Origin of the sequence: Amycolatopsis sp. 195334CR (assembly GCF_017309385.1) — a bacterium.
GTDB lineage: Bacteria > Actinomycetota > Actinomycetes > Mycobacteriales > Pseudonocardiaceae > Amycolatopsis.
In genome coordinates this window covers 1,686,529-1,707,014 of sequence record NZ_JAFJMJ010000001.1, presented here as the reverse complement: position 1 = coordinate 1,707,014, position 20,486 = coordinate 1,686,529, and the positions used below count along the sequence as shown (strand labels likewise).

Annotated in this window: 20 protein-coding genes and 1 pseudogene; 9 read left to right on the top strand and 12 right to left on the bottom strand. The window is 70.6% G+C overall.

The features are described from left to right. Nucleotides 1-32: 32 nt before the first annotated feature. Together JYK18_RS08285 and JYK18_RS08280 are read right to left on the bottom strand one after the other, a co-directional pair. Complete coding sequence (locus JYK18_RS08285; protein WP_206801538.1) at nucleotides 33-995, bottom strand: R2-like ligand-binding oxidase; 963 nt, start codon at nucleotides 993-995, stop codon at nucleotides 33-35. Between the two features lie 7 nt (nucleotides 996-1,002). After that, complete coding sequence (locus tag JYK18_RS08280; protein ID WP_206801537.1) at nucleotides 1,003-1,623, bottom strand: TetR family transcriptional regulator; 621 nt, start codon at nucleotides 1,621-1,623, stop codon at nucleotides 1,003-1,005. An 82-nt stretch (nucleotides 1,624-1,705) separates the two neighbouring features. Between JYK18_RS08280 and JYK18_RS08275 the strand changes: the two genes are divergently transcribed. After that, a complete protein-coding gene (locus JYK18_RS08275; RefSeq protein WP_206801536.1) occupies nucleotides 1,706-2,308 on the top strand; it encodes an HAD family hydrolase in 603 nt (200 codons plus the stop codon). A 110-nt stretch (nucleotides 2,309-2,418) separates the two neighbouring features. Here the strand turns inward: JYK18_RS08275 and JYK18_RS08270 are convergent. After that, nucleotides 2,419-2,625 (bottom strand): annotated as a pseudogene (locus JYK18_RS08270) (hypothetical protein); the annotation flags it as partial. Nucleotides 2,626-2,790: 165 nt separating this feature from the next. Here JYK18_RS08270 and JYK18_RS08265 point away from each other — a divergent pair. Beyond that, nucleotides 2,791-3,177, top strand: a complete 387-nt coding sequence (locus JYK18_RS08265) for a cold-shock protein (protein ID WP_206804099.1) — start codon at nucleotides 2,791-2,793, stop codon at nucleotides 3,175-3,177. Here the strand turns inward: JYK18_RS08265 and JYK18_RS08260 are convergent. The 3 genes from JYK18_RS08260 to JYK18_RS08250 are packed head-to-tail and all read right to left on the bottom strand — an operon-like array spanning nucleotide 3,174 to nucleotide 6,657. Further along, the gene (locus JYK18_RS08260; RefSeq protein ID WP_206801535.1) at nucleotides 3,174-3,674 is read right to left on the bottom strand and encodes a DUF2771 family protein; all 501 of its coding nucleotides are present in this window, start codon (nucleotides 3,672-3,674) and stop codon (nucleotides 3,174-3,176) included. The genes JYK18_RS08265 and JYK18_RS08260 overlap by 4 nt on opposite strands. Before the next feature lie 10 nt (nucleotides 3,675-3,684). Continuing rightward, on the bottom strand, nucleotides 3,685-5,844 hold the full coding sequence (locus JYK18_RS08255) for an MFS transporter (protein ID WP_242580101.1): 2,160 nt from the start codon (nucleotides 5,842-5,844) through the stop codon (nucleotides 3,685-3,687). 42 nt (nucleotides 5,845-5,886) lie between these two features. After that, nucleotides 5,887-6,657 carry a glutaminyl-peptide cyclotransferase gene (locus JYK18_RS08250; RefSeq protein WP_206801534.1) on the bottom strand — a complete coding sequence of 257 codons (771 nt, stop codon included), beginning with the start codon at nucleotides 6,655-6,657 and terminating at the stop codon, nucleotides 5,887-5,889. Between the two features lie 40 nt (nucleotides 6,658-6,697). On the opposite strand from JYK18_RS08250, the gene JYK18_RS08245 reads away from it, so the two are divergent. Both JYK18_RS08245 and JYK18_RS08240 read left to right on the top strand, forming a co-directional pair. After that, on the top strand, nucleotides 6,698-7,489 hold the full coding sequence (locus JYK18_RS08245; protein WP_206801533.1) for a DUF3027 domain-containing protein: 792 nt from the start codon (nucleotides 6,698-6,700) through the stop codon (nucleotides 7,487-7,489). Further along, on the top strand, nucleotides 7,473-10,235 hold the full coding sequence (locus tag JYK18_RS08240; RefSeq protein WP_206801532.1) for a sacsin N-terminal ATP-binding-like domain-containing protein: 2,763 nt from the start codon (nucleotides 7,473-7,475) through the stop codon (nucleotides 10,233-10,235). Before JYK18_RS08245 ends, JYK18_RS08240 begins: the two co-directional genes overlap by 17 nt. A 127-nt stretch (nucleotides 10,236-10,362) precedes the next feature. Here the strand turns inward: JYK18_RS08240 and JYK18_RS08235 are convergent, their stop codons facing one another. Beyond that, on the bottom strand, nucleotides 10,363-10,650 hold the full coding sequence (locus JYK18_RS08235) for a DUF2530 domain-containing protein (protein ID WP_307795823.1): 288 nt from the start codon (nucleotides 10,648-10,650) through the stop codon (nucleotides 10,363-10,365). A gap of 52 nt (nucleotides 10,651-10,702) precedes the next feature. On the opposite strand from JYK18_RS08235, the gene JYK18_RS08230 reads away from it, so the two are divergent. From JYK18_RS08230 to JYK18_RS08215, 4 genes are read left to right on the top strand one after another with little or no spacing between them, the layout of a single operon-like run. Next, nucleotides 10,703-12,145 carry an NCS2 family permease gene (locus tag JYK18_RS08230; protein WP_206801530.1) on the top strand — a complete coding sequence of 481 codons (1,443 nt, stop codon included), beginning with the start codon at nucleotides 10,703-10,705 and terminating at the stop codon, nucleotides 12,143-12,145. Nucleotides 12,146-12,192: 47 nt separating this feature from the next. Beyond that, on the top strand, nucleotides 12,193-12,624 hold the full coding sequence (locus JYK18_RS08225) for a MarR family winged helix-turn-helix transcriptional regulator (RefSeq protein ID WP_206801529.1): 432 nt from the start codon (nucleotides 12,193-12,195) through the stop codon (nucleotides 12,622-12,624). A gap of 17 nt (nucleotides 12,625-12,641) precedes the next feature. After that, complete coding sequence (locus JYK18_RS08220; protein WP_206804097.1) at nucleotides 12,642-13,982, top strand: MFS transporter; 1,341 nt, start codon at nucleotides 12,642-12,644, stop codon at nucleotides 13,980-13,982. A gap of 56 nt (nucleotides 13,983-14,038) precedes the next feature. After that, nucleotides 14,039-14,563 (top strand): hypothetical protein, encoded by a 525-nt coding sequence (locus tag JYK18_RS08215; RefSeq protein ID WP_206801528.1) that lies wholly within the window; start codon nucleotides 14,039-14,041, stop codon nucleotides 14,561-14,563. A gap of 322 nt (nucleotides 14,564-14,885) precedes the next feature. On the opposite strand, the gene JYK18_RS08210 is transcribed toward JYK18_RS08215, so the two are convergent. The 5 genes from JYK18_RS08210 to JYK18_RS08190 form a co-directional block, all read right to left on the bottom strand. Continuing rightward, entirely contained in the window at nucleotides 14,886-15,635 is a 750-nt protein-coding gene (locus tag JYK18_RS08210; protein ID WP_206801527.1) for an arylamine N-acetyltransferase, read from the bottom strand. A gap of 91 nt (nucleotides 15,636-15,726) precedes the next feature. Next, nucleotides 15,727-16,350: a superoxide dismutase gene (locus tag JYK18_RS08205; RefSeq protein WP_206801526.1), complete on the bottom strand. Its 624-nt coding sequence runs from the start codon at nucleotides 16,348-16,350 to the stop codon at nucleotides 15,727-15,729. 181 nt (nucleotides 16,351-16,531) lie between these two features. Then, nucleotides 16,532-17,203, bottom strand: coding sequence for a heme oxygenase (biliverdin-producing) (locus JYK18_RS08200; RefSeq protein ID WP_206801525.1), 672 nt, complete (start codon nucleotides 17,201-17,203; stop codon nucleotides 16,532-16,534). Nucleotides 17,204-17,275: 72 nt separating this feature from the next. Then, nucleotides 17,276-17,878: a TetR/AcrR family transcriptional regulator gene (locus JYK18_RS08195; protein ID WP_153028988.1), complete on the bottom strand. Its 603-nt coding sequence runs from the start codon at nucleotides 17,876-17,878 to the stop codon at nucleotides 17,276-17,278. Nucleotides 17,879-17,932: 54 nt separating this feature from the next. Beyond that, nucleotides 17,933-19,429, bottom strand: coding sequence for a glutamate-cysteine ligase family protein (locus JYK18_RS08190; RefSeq protein WP_206801524.1), 1,497 nt, complete (start codon nucleotides 19,427-19,429; stop codon nucleotides 17,933-17,935). A 202-nt stretch (nucleotides 19,430-19,631) separates the two neighbouring features. Here JYK18_RS08190 and JYK18_RS08185 point away from each other — a divergent pair, with 202 nt between their 5' ends. Beyond that, the gene (locus tag JYK18_RS08185) at nucleotides 19,632-20,459 is read left to right on the top strand and encodes an RNA methyltransferase (RefSeq protein ID WP_206801523.1); all 828 of its coding nucleotides are present in this window, start codon (nucleotides 19,632-19,634) and stop codon (nucleotides 20,457-20,459) included. Nucleotides 20,460-20,486: the final 27 nt, after the last annotated feature.

Sequence of the window (20,486 nt, the reverse complement as noted above, 5' to 3'; positions counted from 1 at the left end):
GATTGCAAGTAATGCCCCACTCATAGCAATCGTCAGGCCGGGGCCACCACTTCCGCGAAGGCCTTCGCGTCCTCTTCGCCGAAGGTGTCTTCCAGGATCTCCGGGGTGTAGTCCAGGTCGATCTGCTCCACCGGGGTCCCGCGCGCCGACTCGATCGCGCCCAGCCGCCGCTGCGCGCGGTCGGCGGCGTAGGAGATGAACTCCTGCGGATCGTTGTCGAACGGCCGCGGCTCCTCGAACTGCTCGTTCACCCACTGGATCATGCCCAGCGCGTGCGGCAGCAACTCGCCCATCCGCTGCTGCACCACCTCCCACAGCGAGTCGTCCGCGGCGACGTGCCGTCGGCAGGTGAAGGTGCCCCAGGCCATGTGCCGCCGCTCGTCGTCACCGATGCGGCGGACGAGTTCCTGCATGCCGGGCAGGATGTTCCGGGTGGTGCACACCTTCTGCCACGCGTAGTACCCGGTCAGCGCCAGGCTGCCCTCGACGACGTGGTTGTAGGTGACGCTCGCGCGGATCTGGTTCACCGGGCTCGGGTCGTCGGCCAGCACGCCGAGCGACTGCGGCAGCTCCTCGTAGAACAGCTTGCGGTAGTGCGGGTTCTCCGCCACGTACGGGTGCAGGTCCTCGGTCAGTCCGACCGCGTCCATCCACCGGCGGAACACCTCGGTGTGCTTGGCCTCCTCGAAGCAGAACTGGCTCAGGTACATCTCGTCGCCGAAGCGGCCGGTGGCGGCCATCGCCTTCATGAACGGCTGGATGTCCTCGGTCACCGCCTCCTCACCGGCGATGAACTGGGCGCACAGGAAGGTCGCCGACCGCCGTTCCTCGTCGGTGAGCGTCCGCCAGTCGGCGGCGTCCTGGCTGAAGTCGATGTCCGCCGGGTTCCAGAACTTGGCGTTGCCCTTGACGAACAGGCGCAGCGGGAACGAGTCCCAGTTGAGTCCGCCCCGGCGCAGGGAACTGAAGCCGCTGCGCAGCTCGGTGGTGGTCATGAGCCCCTCACTCCATTGTGGACGCTGTGGACGCTGTGGACGTGTACCGCTCGATCGCCGGGGCGATCACCGCGCACACCTGGTCCGCCGCGTCGGCGGGGGAGTGCGTCGGCAGCACGAGGTGGCTCAGGTTGAGCCGGACCACGGTCTCCGCGAGCAGTTCCGCGTGCTCGTCGCTGAGCCGTGGGGTGCGCGAACGGTAGTGCTCGGCGGCCGCGTCGGCGGCGGCGCGCAGCACGGGTTCGGCGCGGGTGGTCAGCAGCGGCAGGAGGTCCTCCGCCGGCCCGGTGCCGAGCGCGGCGGCGACCAGCGGGTTCTCCCGCGCGTGCTCGATGGTGAACACGGTGGCCGCGCGCACGCCGTCGAGCAGGTCGGGTGCGGCGTCGAGGCGCTGGTGGATGCCGTCGAGGAACTCCGCCGTCGTGCGCAGGGCGACCGCTTCCACCAGCGCGGCCTTGGTGCCGAACTCGTTGTAGAGCGTCTGCCTGCTCACGCCGACGCGCGTGGCCACGTCGACCATCCGCAGCGCCGCGTAGCCCTTCTCGATCAGCAGGTCGGTGGTCGCGACGAGCAGTTCCTCGCGCAGGGAGGCCTTGGCTCGCTGGGTGAAGGAAGTGACCTCGGACACATCCCCAGCTTGACACAGGGCGACTGTATGTCAAGAGCGTTGACGTCGTCCGATCGGTTGTCCAGTCCGCTACCGTGCAGGCGTGGGGATCACTGTGGGGTTCGACCTCGATATGACCTTGATCGATCCGCGGCCCGGCATGGTCGCGGCGCTCGACGCGCTCGCCGAGGAATCGGGCCTCCCGCTCGACGGTGAGCAGTTCGCCGCGAACCTCGGCCCGCCGTTGGACGCCGTGTTGCGCGGGTTCGAGGCGCCGGAGGAACGCATCCCCGGGCTGGTCGACCGCTTCCGCGAGATCTACCCGGAGATCGTGGTGCCGAGCACGGTGGCGCTGCCCGGCGCGCACGCCGCGCTGGACGCGGTGCACCGCGCGGGTGGGCGCACGGTGGTGGTCACCGGCAAGTTCGGGCCGAACGCCGCGCTGCACATCAAGGCACTCGGTTTCGAGGTGGACGTGCTGGTCGGCGAGCTGTGGTCGACCGGGAAGGCCGCCGCCCTCACCGAACACGGCGCCGGGATCTACGTGGGCGACCACCTGGGTGACATCAACGGCGCACTGGCCGCCGGGGCGGTGGCGGTCGGGGTGACCACGGGCCCGTGCGACCGGGACGAGCTGGTGGAGGCAGGCGCGGACGTGGTGTTCGACAGCCTGGCCGAGTTCCCGGCCTGGTTCGCCGAGCGCTAGCCGCGCTTGGCCTGGTCGGCCGGGGCCTCGGACTCCTCAGCCGAGGTCGGCGCCGAAGCCGAAGCCGCGGCCGTGGCCGTAGCCGAAGGCTGCGAAGCCTTCTTCGCGGCCTTCCGGTGCTCGCGGATCAGGGCCCACAGGCCCAGCCCGAGCCCCAGCGGGGTGATCACGCCGGCCGCCGCGCTCAGCCAGACGGGCAGGTCCTCCAGACCGGCCGCGAACAGCACGAAAACGGCGAGCACCGCCAGCATGCCGACGGCGAACAGGCCGATCCCGGCACGCATCAGCAACGGCTTGGTCCTGGGCACCCTCTCCATGCGCTCCAGATTAGAGCGCGACGGAGCGTGTCCGGTATGTGCTTCGCTTCACCGGACGGTGGGGGATACGCTTGTAGGTACGCGCGTCTGGGTACGCCCTGGCGCGCGTTCGTCGTGCATGGCTGCGCGACGCGGGACACGTGAGTGAAGGAACGGGTGAGGGCAGTGCCGACCGGCAAGGTCAAGTGGTACAGCGCGGAGAAGGGTTTCGGTTTCGTCACCCAGGATGGCGGAGCGGACGTCTACATCCGGAAAGACGCGCTACCGCAGGGCGTAGCGGCGCTCAAGCCCGGCCAGCGGCTGGAGTTCGGGGTGGCCGACGGCCGCCGCGGCCCGCAGGCGCTGTCGGTCCGGCTGCTCGACCCGCCGCCGTCGGTGGCCGAGGCCCGGCGCCGTCCCGCGGAGGAACTGCACGGCCTGATCGAGGACATGATCAAGCTGCTCGAACTCAAGGTGCAGCCGGACCTGCGGCGCAACCGCTACCCGGACCGCAAGCACACCAAGCAGATCGCCGAGATCATGCGCGCGGTCGCGCGGGACCTCGACCCCTAAGCCGCCGGCTCGATCTGCAGGGTCCAGATCCCGCGCACGACCAGCTGCGGGTTGCCCTGCTCGTCCTCGATGGCCGCGCCGGTGCCGTCGATCGCGGTGGCCGCGCTGATCTGCTGGATCTCCACCACCACCAGCTGGTCCCCGGGACCGGCGGTGGCGGTGTAGGCGTGCTGCTTGCCGGGGGAGAAGAACTCCTGCTTCACCGGCTGCAGGTTGCCCGCCGCGTCCGAGTACTGGACGTTGACCAGCCACGGCGTGTCGACGATCTCCTTCGGCAGCGAGATCTGCACCGGCTTGCCGGGACGCACCTTCAGCCGCGCCTCGGCGCCGTCGTTCTGCTCGCAGGACGCCACGCGGGCGTCGCAGTGGATGAACGGGCCGGTCCGCACGGTGTTGCCGTCGGCGAAGAAGGTCACCTCGGGCGGAGGCACCGGGGAGCAGCCGGACAGCGCGAACGCACCACCGGCGAGAACGGCAACAACACCGAGACGACGCATGACCAGGACTCTACGAGCCCGCCTCTTCGCGCGACGGAGCCGGTCCCCCGCTGCGCACGCCACGCGGCGGGGTACTGGTCGCGTCCGGCCGAAGTGGACGGTCACCGCCGAGGCCGGGGATGAGCGAGCTGCCGCGGTGCACCAGCATCGTCTGCACCACACCGATCGCCAGCAGCGCGGAGATCACCAGGAAGCCGATCCAGTAGCTCGGCGGCAGCAGCAGGCCGACCGCCCCGCCGAAGCACCAGGCCAGCTGCAGCACGGTCTCCGAGCGGCCGAACGCCGACGCGCGTGACTCCTCCGGCAGGTCGGCCTGGATCACCGCGTCGAGGCTGATCTTCGCCAGCGCGCTCGCCGTCGCGCCGACCAGGCCGACGATGGCCGCGGTGGCCAGCCCGGCCAGTATCGCGGCCAGTACGGTCGACGCCAGCGTCGCGGCCGCGCAGCCGATCACCACCTGGTCGGGTTTGCCGAAGGTCATCCGCGAGCCCAGCGCGTTGCCGATGAACCCGCCGACGCCCGCCGCGCCGCCGATCACGCCGAGCAGCAGCAACTGCATGAACGGGCTCTGCCCGCTGCCCTCGGTCTGCGCCTTCACCGCGAACGCGGCGAACAGGAACAGGAAGCCGGTGACCAGCCGGATGGAGCCGTTGGCCCACAACGAGACCACGATCTGGCGGCCCATCGGCTGGCGTTTCTTCTTCTGCGGGTGCGCGCCCAGCGACGCGGGCACCTCGCCCTCGGTCACCTCGACCCACGACGGGATGCGCATCGCCTGCACCGCGCCGACCACGCAGATCACCGCGGTGAACCACAACGCGCCCGAGGAGTCGAAGATGCCGTTGATCCCGGCCGCTATCGCGCCGAACGCACCCCCGGCCACCAGGCCGAACACGGTGAGTCTCGCGTTCGTCTTGGACAGCGTGATCTCCGGTGGCAGCACGCGTGGCGTCACCGAGGACTTCAGCACCATGAACGATTTGGACAGCACCATCTTGCCCAGCGCCGCCGGGTACAGGCCCCAGTCGTCGAAGTGCAGCGCCATGAACACGCACATCAGCGCCTGGCCTGCCGAGGTGGCGCACATGGCCAGCCGCCGCCCGCGCTGGATGCGGTCGAGCGCCGGCCCGATCACCGGCGCGACCAGCGCGAACGGCGCGATGGTGATGAGCAGGTACAGCGCCACCTTGCCCTTGCTCTCGCCGCTGCTGGCGGCGAAGAACAGGGTGTTCGCCAGCGCGATCGCCATCGCGGCGTCGCTGGCGTAGTTGAGCATGGTGGCGTAGGTCAGCGAGGTCAGCCCGGACTTGTCCGCGCCGTCGGCCTTGGCCGCGCGCTGGAAGGCGTCCACCGCCTGGCCGGTCAGCTGACGGCTGCGCAGCGCGGCGACCCTGGTCACGGTCAGCTTCTTGGGCAGCCGGGGCATGCTCTTGCCCGCGGCGGGTGGTGGCCCTTCGAAGCCGTGCGCGGCTGGCTGATCCCCGGTGCCGTGCTCGGACTCTTCGAAGGAGCGGCGCTGCTGTTCGTTCGCGAAGCCGCCGGTGTCGTAGCGCTCGTGCTCACCGGAGTGGCCGCGCGGGCGGTTGAGCGGGGGCGGCGGGACCGGCGGCAGGTTCGAGCGGGTGCCGGGGCGCGGTGGCGGTGGCGGGGGAGGTGCCTGCCGTTCGCGATCGCGGTCGCGGCGGACGGGCTGGGTGTAGAAGTGGTCCGGGTTGGGCGCGTACGACTGCTGCGGCACGGCACCGGTGGGCGCGTCGTCCGCCGTCGGCCCTCGCCGCGGCGGGAAGTCACGCGGCGGATAGTCGGACGCGGGGGTGCGGGACTGCGGATAGCTTTGCTCCGCCGCGCGCGGCGGGTAGTCCGACGCGGGCGTGCGCGAGTGCGGGTAACTCTGCTCTGCCGGGCGCGGCGGGTAGTCGGCGGCGGGTGTCCGTGAGTGCGGGTAGCTCTGCTCGGCGGGCGGCACCCCACGCGCCCGCTGGTCGGCCTCGGCCGCCCAGCGCGTGGGGAACTCCGGCTCCGAGGCCGGCATGACGCGCGTCGGCGGCCGCTCGCGCGGGGGCGGCGGCGGGGGTGGCGACTCGTGCCGGGTGCTACCGGGTTCCGGGGTCCACTTGCGCTTGCCCTTCTTCCCGGCACGACCCTTGCCCGAGGACGAACCGAAACGCATCACACCTGCAATCCTGCCTGATCACCGCCGTCGTCCGCCGGGTCAGGGCGTGGCGGGGACGAACTTCACCCGGAACATCTTCGGCCACAGCTTGCCGGTGAGCAGGAATTCGTCCGTACCCGGTACGGCCGCGACGCCGTTGAGCACGTCCGCGCTCCCCCTCTCCTGCGCGCTGAGCAGTCCGGAGGCGTCGACGCGGCCGGTGATCGCGCCGTCCGGCCCGATCCGCAGGATCTCGTCGGTCTGCCACACGTTCGCGTACACCGAGTCGCCCACGCACTCCAGTTCGTTGAGTTTATCCCGCGCGACCGACACCGAACCCGTTTCGGCGAAGGTCACGGGATCGCGGAAGGTGAGCTTCCCGCTCCCGTCGCTCATCACCAGCCGCCCGGAGTCCTGCTGGCAGATGCCCCAGCCCTCCCCGGTGTACGGCACGCGACGGCGTTCGGTCAGCGTGGCCTTGTCGTACTCGATGGCCACGCCGTTCTGCCAGGTGAGCTGCCAGACCGAGTCGGCGGTGGTGGTGATGCCCTCGCCGAACAGCGGTGACGGCAGCGGGATCTGGGTGACCGGCGCCTGCCCGGGCGGCCCGGCCAGCAGCCGCGACTTCCCGACCAGCCCGGTGCCCTCGTAGAGCGTGCCGCCGTCCAGTTCGAGGCCCTGGGTGAACGAGCCGGGGTCGTGCGGCAGCGTCTCGAGCACCTGGACCCGCAGCTCCTCGGCCGCGGGACTCACGGGACTCTCCGTGCTGTTCGCGGCACAGCCGGTCAGCCCGGCGACGGCGGTCAGCAGCAACGCGGCGGGAGTACGCACCTGCCCAGCTTCCCACGAAGCCGTGCGGCATCATGGACCCATGACGCTGTTGCTGACCTTCGACGACGGTTCCGTGCGGGAGTCCCTGGTCGAAGCCGTCGAGCTGGCTCGAGCGGCCGCCGAGCGGGATGCCGGGGCCGAGCAGGTGGGGGCGCACGCCGGCGTCGAGCGCGAGGACGCGGTGTCCATCACCCACCTGTTCGAGGCCCACGTGCCCGGGTACCGCGGCTGGCGCTGGTCGGTCACGGTGGCCACCGCGGGCACGGACGAACCGGTGACGGTGAGCGAGGTCGTGCTGCGCCCCGGTCCCGAGGCGCTCACCGCGCCGTCGTGGATCCCGTGGGAGCGCCGCGTCCGCGCCGGTGATCTGGGCGTCGGCGACATCTTCCCGGCCGACGAGAACGACCTCCGGCTCGCGCCGGGTTACCTGGCTTCCGACGACCCCGCCGTGGAGGAAGTGGCCACCGAGGTCGGCCTCGGCCGGGTGCACGTGCTCTCCCGCTACGGCCGCGAGGAGGCCGCCACGCGCTGGCACGGCGGCGAGTTCGGACCGCGCTCGGATATGGCGCGCAGCGCCCCGGGAGCCTGCGGTACCTGCGGTTTCTTCCTGCCGCTCGCCGGTTCGATGCGGGCGGGCTTCGGGGCCTGCGCCAACGACATCTCGCCCGCCGACGGGCACGTGGTCGACGTGGCCTACGGCTGCGGGGCGCATTCCGAGGTCCGCGTCGAGGTGACCTCGTCGGTCCCGGTGGCCGAACTGGTCTACGACGATTCGATGCTGGACACCGCTCCGGCAGAGGAAGAGAATCGCGCGAGTGACACTTCCGAGTGATCCCTTCGGCACCGAGAGCATTCGCACCCCCGTACTGACGGCCTGGCGAGATTCGCCGACGAGGTTCACCGAGGACACCAACACCGAGCGCGATCTGCGCGTCGGCGGGTACCGGGACCGGCTGTTCGTCGAGCTCGCGCAGAACGCCGCCGACGCGGCGAAGCTGGGCGGCAGACCGGGCACCCTTCGGGTGTCCATTGTGGACGGCGAACTGCGGGTGGCGAACACCGGTGCGCCGCTGGACGCGGCCGGGGTGGCCTCGCTGGCCTCGTTGCGAGCGTCCTCGAAGGGCGAGGGCCTGGTCGGCCGGTTCGGCGTCGGCTTCGCCGCCGTGCTCGCGGTGACCGACGAGCCGCGCGTGGTCTCGACCTCCGGCGGGGTGCGGTTCTCCGCGGCCCGGACCCGGGCCGAATCAGGACGGGACGGCGAGGTGCCGGTGCTCCGGTTGCCGTGGCCGACCGAGGACGGCGAACCCACGTTGCCGTCGGGCTTCGACACCGAGGTCCGGCTGCCGCTGCGGTCCGATGTGGACGGTCCGGGGCTGCTGGCCGAACTGGACTCCGCCGCCGAGGACCTGCTGCTCGCGCTGCCCTGGCTGAACCGGGTGGACGTGGACGGCCGGGTGTGGCTGCGGTCCGAGGTGGCCGGGGCGCTGGTGATCACCGCGCCCGACGGCAAGACCAGCCGCTGGCTCAGCCACGGCTCGCTGGACATCGACTGCGTGTGGGCGGTGCGGGTGCTCGCCTCGGGCGAGCCGATCCGGCTGGAGTCGAGCGTGTTGCACGCGCCGACGCCCACCGACGAACGCCTTTCCCTGCCCGCCCGGCTGATCGCGGCCATCCCGATCGAACCGTCGCGCCGCCGGGTCATGCCGGGGCCGGGGGTGCGGGCCGCGCTCGAGGCCGCGGCCGCCGCGTACCCGGGCCTGGTGCGGAAGCTGCACGCGGAGTACCGCCCGGCGCTGGTGCCCGCCGCCACCTTCCCGCTGTCCGAAGTGGACACCACACTCCGCGAGCTGATCACCGAGCGGCTGCGGGCGGACGCCTGGCTGCCCGCCGCCGAGGGCGACGACCTGACCGGCGGCCGCGGCAGGGTGCTCACCGCCGAGTCGCCGAAGCTGGTCAAGCTGCTGGCCGAGGCGATCCCCGGGCTGATCTCGCTGTCCGGGCCGCGGGTGCAGCGCGATCTCGCGCCGGTCGGCGTCGAGCCGATCAGCATCGCGCAGGTGATCGAGCAGATCACCGGCATCGCGCGTGATCCGGCCTGGTGGCGCGATCTGTACGACCAGCTCCTGCCGTTGCTGGAGGCGCATTCGGTCTCCGCCGACGAACTCGGCGGGCTGCCGGTGCCGCTGGTCGACGGCCGGACGTTGCCGGGGCCGCGGGGTTCGCTGCTCTTCGGGGCCGCCGACGACCTGCTCGAACTGCTCGCCGAGGCCGGGATCGGCGGGCTGCGCCTGGTCCACCCCGAGGCCGCGCACCCGCTGCTGGAACGCCTCGGCGCCAAGCAGGCCGAGGCACGCGACCTGCTGGAGTCGCCCGCGCTGCGGGAGGCCGTCGAGCGCGGGGCCGAGGGTTCGGACGTGGTCCCGCTGGCCGGGGCCGTGCTGCGGCTGGCCTACGAAGCGCCGGTCGACTGGCTGGGTTCGCTCGTGCTGCCGACCGAACGCGGCTGGCGGCGGGCCGACGAACTCGTGCTGCCGACCTCGCCGTTGCTGAAGATCTTCGACCCGGACGCGCTCGGCGAGGACGCCCCGCTGGACGTGCTCGACGCCGACTTCGCCGAGGACTGGCCCGCCGATGTGCTCGCCGGTGCCGGGGTGCTGGACACGTTCGTGCTCCAGGAAGACGAGGACGAGCCGGAAGTCCGCGACCTCGACCTGGTCGCCGACGATCGCTGGCCCGACGCGCTGCGCCTGCTCGCCGCGCGGCCGAACACCTGGCGCGTGCTGTCCGAGCCGACCAGCCGGACCGCGCGGTGGCTCGCCGTGCACGCCGAACTCGCCGGGCGCGCGCCCGCGGAGTGGCGGATGCCGGGCGCGACCACGCTGGCCGGGCTGTACGACCCGGTGCCGGACGTCGGTCTGACCGACGAGGTGCTGATCGCCGCCGGCGTGCGCACCACGTTGGCGCTCACCGACGCCGACGACGTGGCCGAGCTGATGGACCGGCTCGCGGACGACGCGCGCGAGGTCTCGCCGGGGCTCGCGGCGCGGGCGCACACCGTGCTCGCGGACGCCGAGTTCGCTGACGATTACGTGCCTTCGCGGGTGCGCGCACTGGACGGTTCGGTGTGCGACGCCGAGGACGCGGTGGTGCTGGATACGCCGTGGCCGCTGGGGGTGCTGCCCGCTTCGCGCGTGGTCGCCGCGCTACCGGGGGCCGAACGCGCGGCGAGGCTGGCCGAACTGCTGGACCTGCCGCTCGCCGCGGAGCGCGTGGCCGACGTGCGGGTGGACAGCGAGGGCGAGCTGATCCCGTGGCGCGAACTGGCCGCGGTCGTGGTGGTCGCCGACCTGCTCGGGCTGGAGCTGCCCGACGGCGGGGTGTACATCCACGAGGAGCTGACGGTCGCGTACGACGGCACCTCGGTCGCGGTGCCGTGGTGGTCGGATGGGGATCTGCACGCCGCCGACACCTCGGAGGGCCTGGCGCGGGCGCTCGCCTGGGCGATGGACCGCTGGGACGACCGGCACACCATCACCGCGTTCCTGGACGAACCCACCGCCGAAAGCCTGCACGCCTGAGCCGCCGCCGTGCAGTGAATGTGGCTTTCACAGCGGAATCCGAAGTGAAAGCCACATTCACTGCGTCGAGCCGGGCGGTCGGGCGTCGAGCCGGGTGGTCGGGCGCCGCGGGCGTCTAGCCGGGCGGTTAGGCGCCGCGCTGGGCGGACTTCGAGCCGCGCCGGAAGGCGGCTCGCTGCCAGGTCATGATGCCGAGGCCGATGAACCCCAGCCCGACGCCGGCCACGCAGGTCCACAGCCACACGTCCGAACCGCTGCCGTTGATCAGCTTGAGCACCAGCAGCACGAGGAACGCCAGCGCCCACAGCCCGGTGCCGGCGACCACCACCGGCCAGAGCGCGATCCAGCGCTCCGGGAGCTCCGGAGTGTGCTGAAACTTGCTCTTTACCGCCCCGGAATTGATCGATTCGGCCACGTCAGGCAGGGTACCCCGCGTCGGCATCACAGCGGAGGCAGGAATCCCCAGGATGAAGCAGAAGATCGATGGCTTCTTCAAGATCAGCGAACGCGGTTCCACGCCCGGCCGTGAGGTCCGCGGCGGGATCGTCACCTTCGTCACGATGGCCTACATCGTGGTGCTCAACCCGCTGATCCTCGGCAGCTTCTCCGCCGACGACGCCGGCGCGCACAAGGACGCCTTCGGCAACATCCTCCCGGTCGGCCAGGTCGCCGCGGTGACCGCGCTGGTGGCCGGGGTGATGACCATCCTGTTCGGCCTGGTCGCCAACTACCCGTTCGCCATCGCCACCGGCCTCGGGGTGAACTCGCTGGTCGCGGTCACCATCGCACCGCAGATGAGCTGGCCGGCCGCGATGGGCCTGGTGGTGGTCAACGGCCTGGTGGTGCTGCTGCTGGTGGTCACCGGCGTGCGCACGATGGTGTTCAACGCGGTGCCCGCCGCGCTCAAGGCGGCCATCGCCGTCGGCATCGGCCTGTTCATCTGCCTGATCGGCCTGGTCGACGCCGGTTTCGTGCGCCGGGTGCCGGACGCGGCGAAGACCACCGTGCCGGTCGGCCTCGGCATCGACGGCTCGATCGCCTCCTGGCCCACCGCCGTTTTTGTGTTCGGCCTGGTGCTCACCGGCATCCTGGTGGCGAAGAAGGTGCGCGGCGCGATCCTGATCGGCGTGCTGACCGCGACCGTGGTCTCGATCGCGCTGGAGGCCGTCGTCGGCGCGGGCCCGTCGCAGGGCACCAACCCGCGTGGCTGGAACCTCGGTTACCCGGGCCTGCCGGACCACGTGCTCGGCGTGCCGGACCTGTCGCTGCTCGGCGAGTTCAACTTCGACGCCTGGGTGCAGATCCCGGCGATCACCGCCGCGCTGCTGGTGTTCACCCTGGTGCTGACCGACTTCTTCGACACCATCGGCACGATGACCGGGCTGGGCAAGGAAGCCGGCCTGATCGACAAGGACGGCAAGCTGCCGGGTGTCGGCAAGGCCCTCTTCGTCGACAGCGCGGCGGCGGTGGCCGGGGGAGCGGCCTCGTCCAGCTCCAACACCGTCTTCGTGGAGTCGGCCTCCGGCATCGCCGAGGGCGCGCGGACCGGGCTGGCGAACGTGGTCACCGGGCTGCTGTTCCTGGCCGCCATGTTCCTCACCCCGCTGTACGAGGTGGTGCCGGTCGAGGCGGCCGCGCCCGCGCTGGTGATCGTCGGCGCGCTGATGATCCGGCAGATCACCGAGATCGACTTCAGCGACTTCTCCATCGCGCTGCCCGCGTTCCTCACCATCGTGGTGATGCCGTTCACCTACTCGATCGCCAACGGCATCGGCGCCGGCTTCGTCAGCTACGTGCTGATCCAGCTGGCCACCGGCAAGGCGCGCCGGGTGCACCCGCTGATGTGGGTGGTCGCGGTGGCCTTCGTGATCTACTTCGCGATCGGGCCGATCCGGTCCGCGCTGGCCTGAGCTGGGCTGAGCACCGCCACCTTGCGATCGTGAGGTATGCTAACTATATGCCCGACAGTGCGCAGGACCGCTCGCTCGCGAGCAGGCTGCGCCTGTCCGTCGTCCGGTTGAACCGGCGGCTGCGGGCGCAGAGCGCGACCGAGACCATCTCGCTCACCCAGATCTCGGCGCTGTCCACGCTGCACAAGTGCGGGGCACTGACCCCGGGGCAGCTGGCGGCCAAGGAGGGCGTGCAGCCCCCGTCGATGACCAGGGTGATCGCGGCGCTGGAGGAGCAGGGGTACGTCGAACGGCGGCCGCACCCCACCGATGGCAGGCAGGCCATCGTGGAGTTGTCGGAAACCGGGCTGGCGCACATCCGGCAGACCATCTCCGTGCGGGAGGCCTGGCTGGACGCGCAGTTGGCGGAGTTGAGCGGCGAGGAGCGCGAAGTGCTCTCCCGAGCCGCCGAGATCATCGACAGGATGGCGGGGAACTAACAGCGGTGCCGAGAAACCTGGGTAGCGAAGCCGAGTCCACTCCCACGACGACAGCTACCCGGGAACCGGTACCCGGTCCCGCGACGAGACCACGCAAGGCGGGCACGTTCAGCTCGCTGAAGGTGCGCAACTACCGGCTGTTCTTCAGCGGCCAGGTGATCTCCAACATCGGCACCTGGATGCAGCGCATCGCGCAGGACTGGCTGGTGTTCACCCTCAGCGGCAACGACCCGGTGGCCCTGGGCATCGCGGTCGGCCTGCAGTTCACCCCGATCCTGTTCCTCTCGCTGTGGGCGGGTGTGCTGGCCGACCGCGCGGACAAGCGCAAGCTGCTGATCGGCCTGCAGGTGGTGGCTGGCACGCAGGCGCTGGTGCTCGGGCTGCTCGACATCACCGGCGTGGTCGAGATGTGGCACGTGTTCGTGCTGTGCTTCGTGCTCGGTTGTGTGGCCGCGATGGAGGTGCCGACCAGGCAGTCGTTCGTGGCCGAGATGGTCGGCCGCGAGCAGGTGGCGAACGCGGTCGCGCTGAACTCCACGATCTTCAACATGGCGCGGATCGTCGGCCCGGCGATCGCCGGGTTCGTGATCGTCTGGGTGGGCACCGGCTGGCTGTTCCTGGCGAACGCGGTGAGCACGCTGGCGGTGCTGGCCGGGTTGCTGCTGATGAACCCGGACAAGCTGTTCCGCGGGCCGAGGGTGGAACGCGCGAAGGGGCAGCTGCGCGAGGGCCTGAGCTACGTGCGGCGGCGCGCCGACCTGATGACCGTGATGGTGCTGGTGTTCTTCGTCAGTACGTTCGGCATCACCTTCTTCACCTCGCTGGCGATCGTGGCGGCCAACGTGTTCGGCACCGAGGCCGACGGGTACGGCCTGCTGTCCACGCTGCTCGCCGTCGGCACCTTCACCGGCGCGCTGATGTCGGCCCGGCGGGGCTCACGGGGGCGCCCGCGCGTGCGGGTGCTGCTGCTGTCCGCGCTGGCGCTCGGCCTACTCGAGGTGGCCACCGGGTACATGCCGACCTATCTCGCCTTCGGCATCGCGCTGATCCCGCTCGGGTACGCCACCATCACCTTCCTGAACACGGCGAACGCGCTGGTGCAGACCGCGGTCAGCCCGCAGATGCGCGGGCGCGTGATGGGGCTGTACGTGCTGGTGCTGGTCGGCGGCAACCCGATCGGCGCGCCGATGACCGGCTGGATGGCCGAGGCCTTCGGCGGGCGCTCGCCGTTCGTCATCGGTGGGGCGATCTCGGCGCTGGCCGCGCTGGTGTGCGCGGTGATCCTGGTGCGCCGGGGCGGGGTCACCCTGCCGCGGCGCCGGTTCGCCGGTTTCCGGGTGCTGGACCGGCGCGCTTAGCGAACGCGTAGCGGTCCGCTGCACGCTCCTCCCGAAGTCGAGAACTGGGAGGAAACATGCAGCTCACCAAGTTGGGCCGGGCGGTCGTGGTGGCCGCGGCGCTGGTGTTCGCCGGGAGCACGACCGCGGTGACGGCGTCGGCCGAGCCGGCGCCGGTGGACCTGTACAGCGAGATCACCGCGGCCGACATCGCCGACCCGACCGCGCTGCTCGGCCCGGAGGAGGACACCGGGTTCGACGCCGCGCAGACCGCGAACGGCGCGATCAACTGGTTCAAGGCCCGCAACGGCAGCACCGCCTACCAGGGGTACTGCGAGCGCGCCGTGCGACTGGCCTGGAACCGGAAGACCCACCACGCGAGCGCGATCGCCCACTGGCGCTCCTCCGACGGTGCCCGGCACCACACCGGCACCCCGCCGCGCGGCGCCTTCGTCTTCTGGAACATCTCGCAGTATGGACACGTGGGCCTGGCGGACGGCAATGGTGGAGTGTGGGCGACCAGCGTGAACGGCAAGATCGGGCACGCCAAGCAGCACTACTTCGGCAACTACCTCGGCTGGAAGCGCGGCAACAGCAACTAGGGAGTATTTCGAAGGCGGCTTGCGTGGCGGTGCGGGGAGCGGAACCTCAGGCGGCTTCTCGCTCCGGGAGCTCCACCTCATGAATAACCGATTCACCACGGTGAAGCTGTCCTCGCGAGAAGCCGCCTGAGAACCCGCTGCGGTGCGAGCTGGCGGCCCACAGCAAGCGGCTCCGCCGCTTCGAAACACCCACGAACCGACCCCTTGCGCGGATGAGTCAGGTTAGGCTAACCTCATACACGTCCGCTTCGTGGTGGGAGCGGCAGTCAGTTCGGGAACGGACGAGGCCTCGCAACCGGGCACCCCGGGAGCGGGGCCTCGTTCATGTCCGGGGTACCCGATCCAGCTCGACGCCGAATCGAGTCCGGTACGCGGCCAGGATCGCCGTGTCGTCCGCCAGTGTCTCCTCGGTTCGCTCCCCGGCCACGGTGGTGATCAGCCGATCACCGGAAAGCGTGAACCGTCCGGCGTCGGTGCGCAAGGAGCAGCTGGATTTACTGGTGAAGCGCGACTCCGGCGAGGTGGTCGTCCAGTGGCAGCTCGGGACCAGGTCGGCCAGGCGCAGCGGCAGCGGATCGGTGCGGTAGACGGGCGAGCCGTCGTGGTGCACCTCGAACTGCCCGGTCGGCAGCCCGATCACGGTGAACACGCCGTCCTCGTCGAGCTGCTCGCCCGGCTCGGTCAGGCGCAGCGGTTGCCGCGCGAACCGGCCGAAGCCGACGTCCACCAGCCACGGCTCGTCCAGGTCCACCCGCAGCGCCAGGTGCGTCAGCTTGGGGTACAGCTCGCCGTCCTCGCGGAAGGTCGCCGCGCCGAGCAGCGTCACCTCGAAGCCGAGGTCGCGCAGCAGCAGGGCGAAGGCGCCGTTCAGCTCGTAGCAGATGCCGCCGCGGCGCCGGTGCACGATCTTGTCCACAAGGGACTCCTCGGTCAGGGTGACCGGCACGCCGAGGTGGATGTCGAGGTTCTCGAAGGGCACCTTCGCCAGGTGGGTGCGGTGCAGCAGGCGCAGGCCGTCGAGATCGGCGGCGGGCCGCTCGCCCAGGCCGAGGCGGGTCAGGTAGGCGTCCATGCCACCAGCCTGCCCCCTCCACCGCGGTGGAGGTCAACGAAAAACGGGGCCCTCCCGGTGTGGGAGAGCCCCGTTGGGGTTGAGCGGGTGCTCAGCCGAGCAGGAGGCCGTTGCCACCGGCGACGGCGTTGTCGAACCGCTTGCTGATCTCGGCCCAGTTGAAGATGTTCCACAGCGCCTTGACGTAGTCCGGCTTCACGTTCTTGTAGTCCAGGTAGAACGCGTGCTCCCAGACGTCGACCAGCAGGATCGGCGTGGTCGGCAGGACCAGGTTGTTGTGGTGGTCGCGCAACTGCTGGGTGATCAGCGTCTTGCCGATCGGGTCCCAGGACAGCGCGCCCCAGCCGTTCCCCTGGATGGTGGTGGCGACCGCGGTGAACTGCGCCTTGAACTTGTCGAACGAGCCGAAGGCCTCGTCGATCGCGGCGGCCAGCTCGCCGGTCGGCTTGTCGCCGCCTTCCGGGGACAGGATCTTCCACCACACCACGTGGTTGGCGTGCCCGGCGAGGTGGAACGCCAGCGTGGTCTGCAGGCCGACGATGTCACCGAAGTTGCCGGCCTCACGGGCTTCGGCGAGCTTGTCGAGCGTGTCGTTCGCGCCCTTGACGTAGGTCGCGTGGTGCTTGCTGTGGTGCAGCTCGTTGATCTCGCCGGAGATGTGCGGGGCGAGGGCGCCGTAGTCGTAGTCGAGGTCGGGAAGCTCGTAGCGGGCCATCGGCCCTCCTTCTTCTTGTTCGACGCAGGTTTCTTGCGCTGTCAAACCTAGTGCCTTTCACCAGGTCGGGGCGAGCTGGGGCCGCCCGCTGGGACAACGCCGCTCCGGGGGCGGTACCCGGGGTGCCGCCTCCGCAAACCAGCGTCCTACCTCCAGCTTGGTGGAGGTCAACGCGGTGTGATCAGGCCGACTCCAGCCCGGTGGTCTCGGCCAGATCGGCGAGCACCGCGATGTTCAGCTCGAAGGCCATCAGCGTCTCGTCGATGATCCGCCGTCGCTCGTCCACGCCCCACGGCGCCGCGTCGAGCAGCGCGCGGTAGCGCTTGCGGAACGCGCTCGGGCTGCCGGCGCTCTCGAAGTCGTAGAACAACGCGCCGGGGCCGGTGACGTCGTAGGTCTTCTTCAGCAGCGCGCGCACCACCTGGCCGCCGGCGAGGTCGCCGAGGTAGCGCGTGTAGTGGTGGGCGACGTACCCGCCGGCCCAGTCGGTCATCCGGCCGAGTCGGGCGACGTAGGCGGTGGTCGCCGGGACCGGCTCGATCTTCTCGGCCCAGTTTTCACCGAGCAGGAAGGCCAGGTCGGCTTCGAGCGCGGGCAGGCGGCGCAGCTCGTCGATGACGAAGTCGCCGCCGACCGGGTCGCCCGCCATGGCGTCGGTGACCTGCTCCAGCGCGCGGTAGATGAAGTAGTACTGGGCCGCGAGCAGGCCGTAGCCCTCCAGCGTGAGGGAGCCGCTGAGCAGGGCGTCCATGTAGCTGGAGTGGTGCGCGCGCTCGTGCACGGCCTTGGTCGAGTTGCGGAGGGATTCGGAGAACGGGCGCAGGGCCAGCTCCTCGGTCACCGGTGCAGCCATGGGACACGCCCTCCAGACTTTCTGACAACCTGTCAGAAAGAGCGTAAGCGATATCCTAGACTTAGGCTACCCTTATTTTCCGGTTTTCACCCCGACCGCGCGCAGGATGAACCGGACCGCACCGGCGATCGCCGCGTCGAGCTGCTCGGCGGGCACGTCGATGATCTGGCGGCTGGCCAGTGCGGAGGTGATCATCGGGATGAGCAGGTCGGGGTCCTCCTCGGGCAACCGTCCGGCCGCCATGCCGTCGGTGAGGATGGTGCGCAGGCGCTGGGTGATCGGGTCGGCGTGCGCGGCGATGCGCCGGTAGGAGGCCGGGCCGAGCGTGGTGGCCAGCGCGCCGCCGGGCGGCAGGTGGTACTCGGCCAGCGCGCGCAGCTGCAGGCGGACGAACACGGCCAGCTGGTCCACCGGGTCGGCGGCGGCGTCCACCGCCGCCTCCAGCCGCCGCACGTACTGCGCGGCCTCCTCCTCGACGAAGGCGACGAGCAGGCTCTCCTTGTCGGGGAAGTGGTTGTACATCGCGGTGCGGCCGAGTTCGGCCTCGGCGGCCACCCCGGCCAGCGTGATCGCGTCGAACCCGCGCTCGTAGAGCTGGTTGCGCAGGGCGGTGAACACCCGCTCGCGCACCTGCTCGCGGTGCGCGTTGAGCGAACCGCCGATGATCTTGGGCATCCGCACCTCCCAGTGGGAGGTTCCATCCTAATCCCGCCGCGCTCGACGGAGCGCCTAGTCGACGGGCCAGGTGTGGACCGGCTCCTCGGTCTGGGTCAGTTCGAGGTAGCGCGCCAGCATGGCGGCCAGCGCCGACTCGCGGTCGGCGCCGCGCTCCTGGGCCAGTTGAACGGTGTCCCGCTGCCACCGCGCGCCGGTGCGCCGGGTCAGGCAGCGCTGCTCGATCACGTTGAGGAAGCGCTCTCTGGCCACATCGGACACTTCGGACTGCCGCAGCCCCTCGTGCGCGAGCGGGAGCAGGATGCGCAGCACCAGCTCGTCCGGCGGGATCCAGCCGATGCCCGGCCAGTACAACTGCGCGTCGAAGCCGTTGCGCGCGCCGGCGTAGAGGTTCTCTTCGGCGGCCTGGAAGGACATCTGGGTCCAGATCGGGCGCTCCGCCTCGGCGAGCGCGCGCTGGGCGCCGTAGAAGAAGGCTGCGTTGGCCATCGTGTCGAGCACCGTCGGCCCGGCGGGCAGCACCCGGTTTTCCACCCGCAGATGGGGTTTCCCGTCCACCACGTCGTACACCGGCCGGTTCCAGCGCCAGACGGTGCCGTTGTGCAGGCGCAGTTCGGTCAGCTTCGGCGCCTGCCCGGACTCCAGCGCCTCAACCGGATCCTCGGCGTCCGTTTCCGGGAGCAGGCCGGGAAAGTAGCGGACGTTCTCCTCGAACAGGTCGAAGATCGAGGTGATCCAGCGCTCGCCGAACCAGACCCTCGGCCGCACGCCCTGGTTCTTCAGCTCCTCCGGCCGGGTGTCGGTGGACTGCAGGAACAACGGGATCCTGGTCTCGTGCCAGAGCGCTTTGCCCAGCAGGAACGGCGAATTCGCGCCGAGCGCCACCTGCACCCCGGCCAGGCACTGGGCGGCGTTCCAGTGCGGGGCGAACTCCTCGGGCGCCACCTGCAGGTGCAACTGGACCGAGGTGCACGCGGCCTCGGGCAGGATCGATTCGGCATAGCTGCGCAGGCGCTCGGCCTTCTGCCCCGGCAGGGCCGCGCCTTCCATCGATAACACCGTTTGCTCACCGCGCGCGGCGAAGATCTGGTCGTTCAGCAAGGAATAACGCGCGTTCGGGGTGAGCCACTTCTGGTCGAAGTGCTCGTGGCCGAGGGTCGGCAGGATGCCGATCGGGGCCACGTGCGAATGCGCCTCACGGGCCTTGGCCGCGGCGCGGTTCAGGTAGGACCGCAGCTCGTCTTCCAGTTCCAGCGCGGAATCCCCGGCGAGCGGGCGGGGTGGCACGTTCAGTTCGATGTTGTGCTGCCCGAGTTCGGTGGTGAACGACGGGTCGTCCAGTGCCTCCAGCACGGCGGCGTTCGTCATCGACGGACGCATCTTGTCGTCCACCAGGTTCAGCTCGACCTCGAGCCCGATGTGCTTGCGGGGAAAGGAAAAACTCCCATCCGAGAGCATTCGGGCGAGGGTGTCGAGGCAGCGCTGCACTTTTCTTCGGTAGCGCCCCCGGTCGCGGGGGTTGAACGGGTCCGCTGACACGTCCTTGCCCATGGCCCATCCCTTGTTCTTCGTTCCGGCCGAGGCGGCCCCTGGTGCGCCTTGGCGTTTTGCCAGCCAGGCGGACAACCGTTACACAGCCCCTGCGGATGAGCTAGGCCCAAACTGGTGCTGTGAGTTACCTTTCCTTAACTATCCGCGATAATCATCCGTTTGTACTAGAGCACCGGTGTCGTTCGGCCCACCAGCCCGTGGGATGACCGGATGGCAGACTCGCCGGGTGGCCCACACCATTCACGTCCATGACCCCGCAGATCCCCGGCTGGACGACTTCCGAAACCTCTCCACCGCGGATCGGCGCCCGGATCGCCCCGGCGGGCGCGGTTTTGTCATCGCCGAGGGCACGGTGGTGGTGCGACGACTGCTGGAATCGCCTTACCCGGTGCGGGCTTTGCTCGGGGTCGAGCGGCGGATCGAGGAACTGGGCGAGGAACTCGCGCCGGCGGACGTACCGGCCTACGTCACCCCGGCGCAGACGATGGCCGACGTGGTCGGCTTCCACCTCAACCGAGGGGTGCTCGCGGTCGCCGACCGCGCGCCCCAGCCCGGCGCGCCGGAACTGATCGCGCAGGCTCGGACACTGGCCGTGCTCGAAGGTGTCGGTGATCACGAGAACCTGGGTTCGCTGTTCCGCAACGCCGCCGCGCTCGGCATCGACGGCGTGCTGCTCGGGCCCGGCTGCGCCGATCCGCTGTACCGGCGCAGCGTCCGCGTGTCGATGGGCAACGTGCTGCGGGTGCCGTTCGCGCGGCTGGAGCCGTGGCCGGAGGGGCTGGGCCTGCTCCGCGAACACGGCTATCGCGTGGCCGCGCTGACCCCGCGGCCCGGCTCGGTGTCGCTCCGCGAGGTGCGGGGGCTGGGGAAGGTGGCGTTGCTGGTCGGCTCGGAGGGGCCGGGCCTGACCGAAGAAGCGCTGGCCGCGGCCGATCTCGCGGTCCGGATCCCGATGGCGGCCGGGGTCGACTCGCTCAACGTGGCCACCGCCGCGGCCGTCGCGTTCTACGAACTCGGTGGCGCTCGGTAGGTTTGGGGCGGACGGGGGCTTGACGAG